General features: G+C 72.1%; 10 protein-coding genes and 1 pseudogene. 4 read left to right on the top strand and 7 right to left on the bottom strand.

The window, feature by feature from the left end:
* Positions 1–203, bottom strand: a 203-nt coding sequence (locus DQ384_RS40420) for a hypothetical protein (protein ID WP_147268786.1), incomplete at its 3' end; no start/stop codon positions are given.
* Between the two features lie 18 nt (positions 204–221).
* Positions 222–620, bottom strand: coding sequence for a Uma2 family endonuclease (locus tag DQ384_RS41265; RefSeq protein WP_181871223.1), 399 nt, complete (start codon positions 618–620; stop codon positions 222–224).
* Positions 621–1,098: 478 nt separating this feature from the next.
* Here DQ384_RS41265 and DQ384_RS15455 point away from each other — a divergent pair, with 478 nt between their 5' ends.
* Together DQ384_RS15455 and DQ384_RS15450 are read left to right on the top strand one after the other, a co-directional pair.
* Entirely contained in the window at positions 1,099–2,214 is a 1,116-nt protein-coding gene (locus DQ384_RS15455) for a WD40/YVTN/BNR-like repeat-containing protein (RefSeq protein WP_114029471.1), read from the top strand.
* Positions 2,211–2,507 carry a MoaD/ThiS family protein gene (locus DQ384_RS15450; protein WP_114029470.1) on the top strand — a complete coding sequence of 99 codons (297 nt, stop codon included), beginning with the start codon at positions 2,211–2,213 and terminating at the stop codon, positions 2,505–2,507. Before DQ384_RS15455 ends, DQ384_RS15450 begins: the two co-directional genes overlap by 4 nt.
* Positions 2,508–2,690: 183 nt before the next feature.
* On the opposite strand, the gene DQ384_RS15445 is transcribed toward DQ384_RS15450, so the two are convergent.
* Positions 2,691–3,659 carry an ArsR/SmtB family transcription factor gene (locus tag DQ384_RS15445; protein WP_181871222.1) on the bottom strand — a complete coding sequence of 323 codons (969 nt, stop codon included), beginning with the start codon at positions 3,657–3,659 and terminating at the stop codon, positions 2,691–2,693.
* Between the two features lie 551 nt (positions 3,660–4,210).
* Here DQ384_RS15445 and DQ384_RS15440 point away from each other — a divergent pair.
* Both DQ384_RS15440 and DQ384_RS15435 read left to right on the top strand, forming a co-directional pair.
* Positions 4,211–5,692 carry a phenylacetate--CoA ligase family protein gene (locus tag DQ384_RS15440; protein ID WP_114029468.1) on the top strand — a complete coding sequence of 494 codons (1,482 nt, stop codon included), beginning with the start codon at positions 4,211–4,213 and terminating at the stop codon, positions 5,690–5,692.
* Between the two features lie 35 nt (positions 5,693–5,727).
* Positions 5,728–6,807: a hypothetical protein gene (locus DQ384_RS15435; protein WP_114029467.1), complete on the top strand. Its 1,080-nt coding sequence runs from the start codon at positions 5,728–5,730 to the stop codon at positions 6,805–6,807.
* Between the two features lie 54 nt (positions 6,808–6,861).
* Here DQ384_RS15435 and DQ384_RS15430 read toward each other — a convergent pair whose 3' ends face one another.
* The 4 genes and pseudogenes from DQ384_RS15430 to DQ384_RS15420 all read right to left on the bottom strand — a co-directional run bounded on the left by DQ384_RS15430 (position 6,862) and on the right by DQ384_RS15420 (position 10,231).
* Complete coding sequence (locus tag DQ384_RS15430; protein WP_245966498.1) at positions 6,862–7,977, bottom strand: CHAT domain-containing protein; 1,116 nt, start codon at positions 7,975–7,977, stop codon at positions 6,862–6,864.
* 108 nt (positions 7,978–8,085) lie between these two features.
* Positions 8,086–8,493: pseudogene (locus tag DQ384_RS44165) on the bottom strand (SEFIR domain-containing protein); the annotation flags it as partial.
* 125 nt (positions 8,494–8,618) lie between these two features.
* Positions 8,619–9,737 (bottom strand): beta-ketoacyl synthase N-terminal-like domain-containing protein, encoded by a 1,119-nt coding sequence (locus DQ384_RS43640; RefSeq protein WP_114029465.1) that lies wholly within the window; start codon positions 9,735–9,737, stop codon positions 8,619–8,621.
* Positions 9,734–10,231 (bottom strand): hypothetical protein, encoded by a 498-nt coding sequence (locus DQ384_RS15420; RefSeq protein WP_114029464.1) that lies wholly within the window; start codon positions 10,229–10,231, stop codon positions 9,734–9,736. Before DQ384_RS15420 ends, DQ384_RS43640 begins: the two co-directional genes overlap by 4 nt.
* Positions 10,232–10,349 lie beyond the last annotated feature (118 nt).

Raw genomic sequence — 10,349 nt, 5'->3', positions numbered from 1 at the left:
CATGCGAGCCTCTGGTGATGGTTGATCTTGGTCGACAACCCTTCTACCAGAGGCTTCTTTACTTCTCGATCAAGACAACGGATCTGTCGCCACCCTGTGACCTGCAGCATCACGGTGAAATGGGCTCGGTAGACGCCGTTTTCGGGGTCGCTGAGGACGGTCACCGAGGCCAGCGCATCCTCAGGATCGATCACCAGCAGCACGGGCACACCCCCGCGCGCCTAGATGTCCGGCTTGTCCTCTCGGTCCTCACGAACACTGCTAGGCGATACGACCTCCGCCACCATGAGCAACCCTGACGACAGCAACTCCCTATCACCCCAGCGTGGGCAGTCCACGGGCGCGAGCACGAAGTCCGGGACGATCGGGTCACGGGGCCCGTCGATGCACACGTCCACGTTGCCGGTGTACGCGCGCCACCCATGGGGGACGATGACCGCCAGTAGCGCCCGGTAGAGGCTCATCGCGGCATCGGCGTGCTCGGGGGTGCCCATCGGGCTCACGATCATTCTCCCGTTGATGATCTCGGTGCGGAGGGGAAGGGGCGGCAGCGCATCGAAGAGCTCTCGCGGAGTGCTCGGCAGCGGTTCGTGCGCGGTCTCGGGCGTCGGCGCGAACATGCTATGAGCCCTCCTGGCGGGGACCGCGTGGACGTCTTGCCGCTCACCGCTCGCAACGATGGCCCCGCCCGTCGGCGGGGCTTCCGAAGTAGCGGCGGGAGACTCGGGCTTGCCGTCAGGTAGGGACGTTAGCTCCGGGCCGACGGCGGGCTCAGGATGCGTCCTTCGTGATGTCACGACCATCGTTCTTGACCTTTCGTACCGGAGTGAACACGCCCAGTATTGACTGGATCGCAGAAAGTCGTGCGACGAAGCGCGCAGGGTCCGCGACGGCGAGGCGAATCCGCCGTCGCCGAAGCGGGTGACGAGTTTTTGTCGGTCGGGTGTCGTAGCGTTGGCGCGCTGGGTATGGGCGGTTCTCCGGACCGGAGCCGGGGATACGTGAGGTGCGGAGCAGCGGCGGCCGACCCGCCCGAGTGAACGGCAGTACGGCCCTCGTGTCTGCGAAGACGGGCGCGAAGGCGGGAAAGGGGCATCTTTGACTGGGGTACGGGTACTGGTCGGCACGCGCAAGGGCGCGTTCATTCTGACGGCGGACGGCAAGCGCGAGCAGTGGGACGTCAGCGGCCCTCATTTCGGCGGCTGGGAGATCTACCATCTGGCCGGGTCTCCCGCCGATCCGTCGCGGCTGTACGCGTCGCAGTCCGGCGGCTGGTTCGGACAGGTGATCCAGCGTTCCGACGACGGCGGCAGGACGTGGGCACCGGTGGGCAACCGGTTCGAGTACGACGGCGTCCCCGGCACTCATCAGTGGTACGACGGCACGCCGCATCCCTGGGAGTTCGCCCGTGTCTGGCACCTGGAGCCGTCACTGACCGATCCGGACCTGGTGTACGCCGGGGTGGAGGACGCCGCGCTGTTCCGCTCGGCCGACGGAGGACGGACCTGGCTGGAGCTGTCCGGGCTTCGTGGTCACGGTTCGGGGCCTTCCTGGCAGCCGGGAGCCGGTGGCATGTGCCTGCACACGATCGTCGTGGATCCGCACGATCCCGAGCGGATCTTCGTCGCGATCTCGGCGGCGGGCGTGTTCCGGACCGACGACGCCGGCAAGACCTGGCGGCCGGTCAACCGGGGCCTGCGATCCGACGGCATTCCCGATCCGGATGCCGAGGTCGGCCACTGCGTGCACCGCATCGCGATGCACCCGTCACGTCCCGGCGTGCTGTTCATGCAGAAGCACTGGGACGTCATGCGCAGTGACGACGGCGGCGAGTCGTGGCACGAGGTCAGTGGCGACCTGCCGTCGGATTTCGGCTTCCCGATCGCGGTGCACGCGCACGAGCCGGACACCGTCTATGTCGTCCCGATCAAGAGCGATGCCGAGCACTACCCGCCTGAGGGAAAGCTGCGCGTGTACCGCAGCCGGACGGGCGGAAACGAATGGGAGGCGCTCACCCAGGGCCTGCCGCAAAGCGACTGCTACGTCAACGTGTTGCGGGATGCGATGGCCGTCGACGCGCTCGATCCGTGCGGCGTCTACTTCGGCACCACCGGTGGACAGGTGTACGCCTCGGCCGATGCCGGGAACAACTGGGCGCCCATCGTCCGGGATCTTCCAGCGGTCCTGAGCGTCGAAGTCCAGACGCTGCCATGATCCGTGTCGTGCTCCCGGTACATCTGCGGACCCTCGCGCGAGTCGACGGCGAGGTGGAACTGCACATTCCCGGCCAGGTCACGCAGCGCTCGGTGCTCGACGCGCTCGAGGCGCGCCATCCGATGCTGCGGGGCACGATTCGTGATCATGTCACTCAGCGGCGCCGTGCGTTCGTGAGGTTCTTCGCCTGCGAGCAGGACCTGTCCCACGAACTCCCGGACACCCCGTTGCCCGAGCCGGTCGCCACAGGGGCCGAGCCATTTCTGATCGTGGGCGCCATGGCCGGCGGTTAGCGGTCGCGCCGGAAACCGGCGTCTCGTAAACCGTGGAGGCCGGCACCTCCACCTTGGTGGCCACCTGAGGTTCCGGGAGGGCATCGGCGTACGACGCGGCGGCCGTCGGCCGGGCCGGTTCCGGGGAGACCGGCGGGTCACGGTGACGCCTCCTGAGCCGCGCGGGCGCCCTCGGCGCGGGGGTCAGCGGCGGTCGCGAAGCAGGGCGTTCGCGGCCCGCGTCCGCTGGTAGCGCACCACGGGGCCCTGCCGCGTGCGGCTCACCAGGTCGGCCTCCAGCAGCACGCTCAGGTGGTACGACACCGTGGAGGGGGCCAGCCGGTGGCGCCGGCTCAGCTCGGTGGTCGAGCGCGAGACGGCCAGATCGCGCAGGATCGCGGCGCGGCTGGTCCCGATCAGGCCCGACAACCCAGTGTCCGCCTTCGGCGCCGGGCCGGTCGCGCTCACCGGGTAGGCCATGAACGCGTCCAGCGGGTCGCACACCTGCACGTGCAGGTTGGGCCATCCGAGCAGCGACGGGGACAGGACCAGCTCGCTGTCGCTCAGGTCGCCGGCCCCGTCGTACGGCTTGACGATGCGCATCTCCTCCGGGGCCCAGTCGAGGTCGGGGTGCAGGGACTCCAGCACGTGGCCGACGCCGTACGTGGCCATCAGGTGCGCCCGCGCAGCCAGGTCGGCGGACAGCCGCTCCTCCAGTCCCTTGCGCTGGTCGGCGAGGGCCGTCAGCCAGAAACGGCGCAGGCCGTCGGCGGCCCGCCGGGCGAAGCCGCCGTCCTCCAGGGCGCGGCGGACGCCGTCCGGCATGTCGCCGTCCGGGAAGCGCTCCTCCAGCAACTGTTCCGCGATCTTCTCGATGGGGGTCTCGCTGACGGCGTCGAGCTGTCCGGCGAGCACGCGGTGCCACGGGCCCGCGTCCGGGCGCGGCGTCAGCATGTCCAGGACGTAGCCCTGCGCACCGGGCGGCATCACGGCCGCGACCAGTGCCACGTCGGGGTCGCGTAAGGCGTACCGGGCGGCGGAGCCGGCCATGCCGAGGATCGGGTGGCGCCGGTTCGCGGCGGCCAGGCGCAGCCAGGAGGTGATCTCGAACGCCGGGGAGGGCGCGATCCTGGTGCGAGCAAGTCCAGAAATATTGAACTTAACGGTAATCATGAGGCACTGTAAATCACTTTCGAGCCAGATCGAATCTGTATCGGGCCGGAGATTGCGGTGATTCACTGTGGATGCCGGTACGACGTCGCCGGCGAATCGGACGCCTTCATCGGGGCCGGCCGGAGGGACTTCGCTGGACCATCCCGGCACGTGGACATATGGAGCCCGGCCGGTGCACGCCGGGTTCCGGCCCGTCCGGGGACGCGATGCCCATCGGCCGATGCGGCGTTCCATTACGCGCCCGACGACGCGGCTTTCCCCGGCGACGGGGAAAGCGGTCGGGGGCCGCGACGGCCACGCGACTCACTCGACGCGTGGCGCGAAATGAATACCGACAATCCGGAAAGGGGGGAGTTTCGTGGTCAAGCACTACTTCAAGTACGCGCTCAGCACCCTCGCCAGCGCCATGTTCGTCTTCAGCACCTGATCCCCGGCCGCCCGGGGCCGCGCCCAGCGGCCCCGGGCCCGGCACCCTCCACCCCCGCGACGGCCATGCCTCGGCCACACCTCACCACACCTCGACCATGCCTTGACCCACGGAGGAGCAGCGGATGTTCGCCAGCGCCGTCCACCAACTCCGGTACGCCGCCGGGCTGATGCGCGGCGAGCGGATGCCCGTCGAGAGCCTCGCCCGCATCGCCCGCGACCTGGTGGCGACGGTCAGAGAGTTCGGCGAGCCCGGCGAGGACTCCGCGCTGCTGCCCGGCCAGCAGGGTCCGATCGATCCGGACGTGCGCCGTACCGTGCTGACCCGGGCGTTGCGGCGGACCGCACGGCGCGCCGCCACCCGCACCGCGTACTACCAGGCCATGTTCGCCGGCCTCGGCGTTCGGCCCCACGACCTGACCCTGGACTCCTGGACCGAGCTTCCGGTCACCCCGAAGGCGGCGCTGCGCGGCATGCCGGCGGCCTTCGTGGCGTCCGGCGTCGACCCGGCGCTGCTCGCGCTCACGACCGGCACCAGCGGAACCCCGACCCACGTCTGGCTCAGCCGGCGTGAGGTGGACATGATGGTCGCGCTGAACACGATCTCCGCGGTGCTCGGCCAGCGCCTGCGCCCCGGGCACGTGGTGGCGTACGCGGGGTCCTCGCGGGGCACCATCCCCGTGCTCTGCGTGAGCGCGGCGGTGATGGCGGTCGGCGCCACGTTCGTGCAGCTCGGCACCCTGGCCCCGGAGGTGGCCCTCGAACGGCTGGCCGCCCCGCTGCCGCTGCCGGGCCCGGCGCGCCAGATCACCCACCTGACCGCGAACACGTCCTACCTCGCGGCCCTGGTCTCCGCGGCCGAGCGCGGCGGCTGGCGCCCGGCCGACTTCGGGCTGGTGTCCCTGCAGGCCGGCGGCGAGGTGCTCAGCGACGCGCTGCGCCTGCGCGCGCGGCGGGCGTTCGGCGTAGAACCCGAGACCGGATACGTGCTGACCGAGGGGATGCCCGCGGGCGCGCGGCTCTGCTCCGCCCGGCACCTGCACCACAGCGCCGAGTTCGCCCATGTGGAGGTCCTCGACCCGGTGACGTACCGCCCCGTCGCCCCCGGCGAGACCGGCACCGTGGTCCTGACTCCCCTGCTGCCGTACCGGGAGTGCACCCTGCTCCTGCGCTACGTCACCGGAGACCTGGTCCGCACCCTCGCCGCACCGCCCACGTGCGAGCTGGCCGCGATCCCGGCGACCTCGGACATCCTGGGCCGCTACGGCGGGCCGGTGAGTCTGGAGGTGCCACACCGGCAGGTACTCGAGATCCTGGACGCCGAGCCGGACGTCGCGCTCCCCGCCCGGTACGCCCTCGTCGAGGAGCCGGGCGGCCCCGTCCTGCACGTCCTGGCCCGGCACCGTTCTCCCCGCCTGCTCGCCCGCCTGGAGGACGCCGCCGCCCTCGCCCTCCCGCTGGGGGGGATCATCCTCCACGAGGACCCGGCCACCATGCCCCCCACCCCGCCACTGCGGGCCGACCTCAGAGAACACTCCTTCGACCACCACCCCACGCCCACCGTCTTCCCGCGGACCACCCCCGCCGCCGTCCCCGCCCACCCCTGACGGCGCCCGTCCGCCGCACCTGCCGGAGTGTGACCATGACCGGACCTTCGCCGCTTGTCTCCGCGGCCCTCGTCGTCCTGGTCGCCGTGCTGATCGCGGTGGCCGTCGCCTACTGCGCGCGGTACCGGTTGCCGCGCCCGCCGGTCGGCACGTACACCTACCCCGACATGGTCGTCGTCTTCGTCGTCGTGGTGCTGGCGCCGCTCACCTACCTCCACCTGCCCGGGCCCGTGGTCGCAGGCGTGTTCGGGCTGGTCCTGCTGTCCGCGGCCCACCTGGCCCTGGCCCCCGTCATCGGAGGCGGCCGGGCGTGGGCGGTGTCGGGGGTGCTCTGCCTGGCCACCGCGGCGGCGGCGTTCGCCGGCGCGGCCGTGGCGGTCACCGTCCTGACCGACGTCCTGCTGGTGATCGGGGTCGTCGCCGTCACCACCCTCTGGGCGCAGAGCGGCATGCGCGCCGGTCACGTCGCGCTCTTCGCGGCGCTGCTCACCGTCTACGACCTGATCGCCACCGTGGGCACCACGATGATGACCCGGTTCCTCACCGACGTGCGGGGGCTGCCGTTCGCGCCGCTCCTCGCCCTCGACCACGGAGCTTCCCCGGTGGCCATCGGGCTCGGCGACCTGATGATGCTGGTGCTGTTCCCGCTGGTCGCGGGCCGCTCGTTCGGCCGCCCCGCCGGCCTGGTCGCCGCCCTGGCCGGCGTCACCGTCACCGCCGTGGTCTCCGCCCTGTTCGTCGAGGGCGTCCTGGACGAGGGCGTGCCGCTGCTCACCATCCTCGGCCCCGTGGTCGTCGCGCAGTACCTCTTCTGGCGCGGCACCGGCCACCGCGAGCTCCGAGCCCGGGAACGCGGACGACCCCCGGCTCCGGCCGGTGGCACCCCCGGACGGCCGCGGTCGGCACGTGCCGCGACCGGCCCCATCCCTGACCCGGCGCTGACGGCCGCGCTGGCCGCACCACCCCGGGCCGAACCCTGGGTCGCCGTCCACGAGGGCCGCGTCGCCGGCACGGGCGCGACCCCCGGCCTGGCCCGCCGCGCGGCCCGCGAGAACGGCTGCCCCGCGCTCCCGGCGGTCCACGCGGGCGGCGACCTCACCCCCATCGCCCCTTAGCCGGAGGACCCTCCGAACTGCGAACACCTGTTCTCGCTCACAGTGCACGCCAGATCACTCGAACGCATGTCGGATGTGGGGCTCCGTTTGGCCGCTCTTGAGGGATGGCAACCCGTGGGGGGCGGGAACCGGCGGTGGCGCTGGGTCGATCAGGGGGAGGTCGGGGCCGGAGGACAGGAGGGTCGCGACGGCGTACTCCGGTGGTGGGGGGTTGTCCGGGTCGGCGCGGGTCAGGTGCATGCGTTCCTGTTCGAGGTGGTTGCGGGCGTCGGCCAGCGCCGCGGCGGGGGTGAGGGCCGCGCCGGCGGCCAGGGCGGTGTAGAAGCGTGTGGTGAGCACGGTGGCGTATCTGCCGGTGACCGGCGCCTGCATCGCGAGGACGCGGTCGGCGCCGTGGCGGATCAGTGTCACGGCCGGCGCGTCGCCGCCCTGCTCGGAGGGCACGGCCGCCGCGTATCCGGAGATCACGATGAGGGGCGGGAGGCCGTGGTCCAGCGCCGTCATCAGGTGTTCGGCGCGCAGCGGGCCTTCGGACGACTTCCCGGGGGCGGAGAGGTGCAGGACGTGGTAGCGGTCGGCGCGCAGGGCCGCGGCGATCGCACGCGGGCCGGCGTCCCGCAGGATCCGCACCTCACCCGCGCCCGTGCCCCGCAGGTCGGCGACGGCGTCCAGAACGGCCCGCGTCCGTGCCTCTGTGTCGCGTGAGTCGTTCCCGGAGGGTGGTGCCAGGGCCACGAGGATCTTCAGCGGGCCTGGGAGCGGTGGCACGGTCCGGTTCGGGGTGGTGGTGACGCGGCGTCGGACGCGGACTCCTGGGACGGTGGCGAGCAGGCGGCCGCCGGGGAGGCGCAGGAGTTCGTACGGCAGTGCGGAGGCGGGGCCGTCGACGTCGAGGACGACGTCGACCACCGTGCCGAAGCGGGAGTCGTGCAGGAGCTTGGCGATGTGGCGGGTGGTGTCCTCGGTGAGGAGCGCGGCGGTCAGCGCGCGTCCCGCGTCGATCAGCCGCTCCTCGGCCACGCGCGGCGGGGCGTCCATCGCGCGGGCGAGGGCGTCGGCGCCGAAGGGGAGGTCCGCGCCGTGGTGGCCCAGGACGGCGCCGGCCAGCGTCGCCTCGCAGGTGACCCGGCCGTCCTCCACCGTGACGGCGAGGACCAGTTCGTGGCCCAATGGCGCAAGCGGACGGGTTCCGCCCGCTGAGGGGTCGCTTCGCGGGGAAGGGGCCGTCAGGGTTCGCATGAGCTTTTCGGTTCCCCGGGCGGTGAAATCGGTGAGCTCGTAGGGGGTGGATGAGGCGGTGCTGAGGAACTCCGGTATTTCGTCGGCCGAATGTCCGGGTAACAGAACCGGTAGGTACTTGAGCGGCGTGCTTTTGTCGTTCTGGCGGAACGCGTCGCGGATGTGGTGGGCGGCCCATCGCGGGCCGTCGTCTGCGCCGCTTTCCACGAGGTGCTCGGCCCGGCGTTTATAGCTGTCTGAGGCGATGACGAGGACGAAATCCGCGTCGTTGAGGCGGTCCCGTGTCCATGTGGGCCAGTCCTGCCGGCCGTCGGCCCCGGGGAGGTCGATGCGGGCATCGATACCATGGCAGCGCAGGAAGATCCAGAGATTGCGCACCGATTCCTCGTGCTCCGTGGAATCGGGTGCATAGGAAATGAAAACGCGTGGAGCGCTGATTTCGCCCATCTGACCTCCTGTGTCGGCCGATTATCCTAATTGGCCGCACCACCACAGGAGCGTCCGCCGGATCGGCCCGCGTCCAGGGCCCGGATGATGTCCGGGGCCCAGGGACGTGCCGCGTCGGGCGGGTTCTAGGAGGGGGCGATCAGCAGGGAGGCGTTGCTGCCGCCGAATCCGAAGCCGTTCACCAGGGCCGTCGAGTCCCGGGCGATCCGGTGGGGACGTCGCAGGAGGTGGACGCGCTCGGTGGGCTCGGGTGTCTCCAGTCCGGCGGTGGGCGGCGCGATGCCGTCCCGGAGGGCGTTGACCGCCGCCACCAGGCCGGGGAACGCCGACGAGTGCAGGAGGTGCCCGATCGCGCCCTTGTGCGAGCCGGAGGGCAGATCGTGGATGCCCAGCTCCCGGGCGACGCCCTCCAGGGCCAGCAGCTCGGCCGCGTCTCCCTGTGGCGTGCCCGTGGCGTGGGCGTGGACGTAGCCGAGCCGTCCCGGGTGGACGCGCGACCGCTCCCGGCCCTGCGCCAGCGCGTCTCTCATGCACGCGGCGATGGTCTCGTCGTCGGATGCGCTCGCGGAGCCGCCGCCGACGCGACAGCTCGCCCCGGCCAGCAACGGTCCCCGGCGGCGCCCGCCGGCCGGTTCGAGGATCACGGCGCCCGCGCCCTCGCCGACCGTGATGCCGTCCCGGGTCGTGTCGAACGGCCGGGCTCCGGTCGGGCTGACCGCCCTCACAACGTCCATGGAGCTGTAGTCGTACGGGTTGAGGACGGACGCGCCGACGACGGCCACGATGTCGGCCGTCCCCCCGGTGACGCATTGCTGGGCCAGTGCCATGGCGAAGGCGGCGGAGGCGCACGCGTGGGTGACGTAGACGCGGGCGCCGCCGAAGTAGTCGCGCAGGTCCGGGCCGGAGACCTCGTCGGGGAGGGGCGAGGCGGCGTGGGGTGAGGTGGGGTGGGGAAGGCAGGGCGTCGACCCGGCGATGACGAGGAGGGCGGTCGGGGGCAGCTCGGCCCGCCCGGCCGCCCGGAGGGCCTCGGCGAGCGCCTCTCGGGCCCAGGTCTGCTTGCGAGGGGTGGCACCGGTCTCTCCGGCGGGGGGCACCCGGGCCACGGGCTCACCGGCGGTGGCCGGGGAGGTCGGTGACGGCTCGGTGACCGGGTCGCCGGTCAGCAGCTTCTGCCAGAAGACCTCCGTGCCGTGCCCGTAGGGGGATACGAGGCCCAGGCCGGTGATCGCCGCCGCCGTCATGGGATCTCCTCTGCTCGGGTGGGCGATATGGCCGCCCCGGTGGCCGGGATGGGCAGCGCGACGGCGCTGATCCGGAAGCCCGGATCGTCGAGGCCGAGGTCGGCCAGGGCGCGCAGCTCGCAGGTCACCAGACCGCCGTGGGCTCGGAGCAGATGCTCGGTCACCAGTGCCCGGCCGCGCGTGCCGGGGAGGTCGTCGTCGGCCACGTAGCAGCTACCCCGCCAGCCGCTCTCGGCGGCGTAGGGCCGGATCAGCTCGGCCGGCTCCAGCCGCACCGCGTCGAAGGGGCGCAGCCGGTACGCAGGATCGTCGTGGCACCGGATGTACCGGGCGACGGCCCACGCGCAGTAGTCGCGCGCCGCCAAGACCAGCGGGGCGTCGCGCCGCAGGTCGTCCGGCAGGGCCGCGAACGCGTCGCGGAGCACCAAGGAGACCGCCCGGGACAGGGAGAGCAACCGCGCGGAACTCTCGCCGGTGTACGGAGCGGAGGCCACGAGGGGTGACCGTGGCTCCGTCGACTGAAGCTCCGTCGACGGGGGCTGCGTAGACGGGGGTTGCGCCGATGGGGGCTCGGTCAACTGGAGCTCCGTCGACGGGGGTTCCGTCAGGGGA

Source organism: Sphaerisporangium album (genome assembly GCF_003323745.1).
GTDB classification, from domain to species: domain Bacteria; phylum Actinomycetota; class Actinomycetes; order Streptosporangiales; family Streptosporangiaceae; genus Sphaerisporangium; species Sphaerisporangium album.
This window is presented reverse-complemented; position numbering and strand designations above follow the sequence as displayed.

What these genes read in the sequence shown, in the direction of transcription:
- DQ384_RS41265 (WP_181871223.1), bottom strand. Translation starts at nt 620, where the DNA reads ATGTTCGCGCCGACGCCCGAGACCGCGCACGAACCGCTGCCGAGCACT.
- DQ384_RS15450 (WP_114029470.1), top strand. Translation starts at nt 2,211, where the DNA reads ATGATCCGTGTCGTGCTCCCGGTACATCTGCGGACCCTCGCGCGAGTC.
- DQ384_RS15445 (WP_181871222.1), bottom strand. Translation starts at nt 3,659, where the DNA reads ATGATTACCGTTAAGTTCAATATTTCTGGACTTGCTCGCACCAGGATC.
- DQ384_RS15440 (WP_114029468.1), top strand. Translation starts at nt 4,211, where the DNA reads ATGTTCGCCAGCGCCGTCCACCAACTCCGGTACGCCGCCGGGCTGATG.
- DQ384_RS15435 (WP_114029467.1), top strand. Translation starts at nt 5,728, where the DNA reads ATGACCGGACCTTCGCCGCTTGTCTCCGCGGCCCTCGTCGTCCTGGTC.
- DQ384_RS43640 (WP_114029465.1), bottom strand. Translation starts at nt 9,737, where the DNA reads ATGACGGCGGCGGCGATCACCGGCCTGGGCCTCGTATCCCCCTACGGG.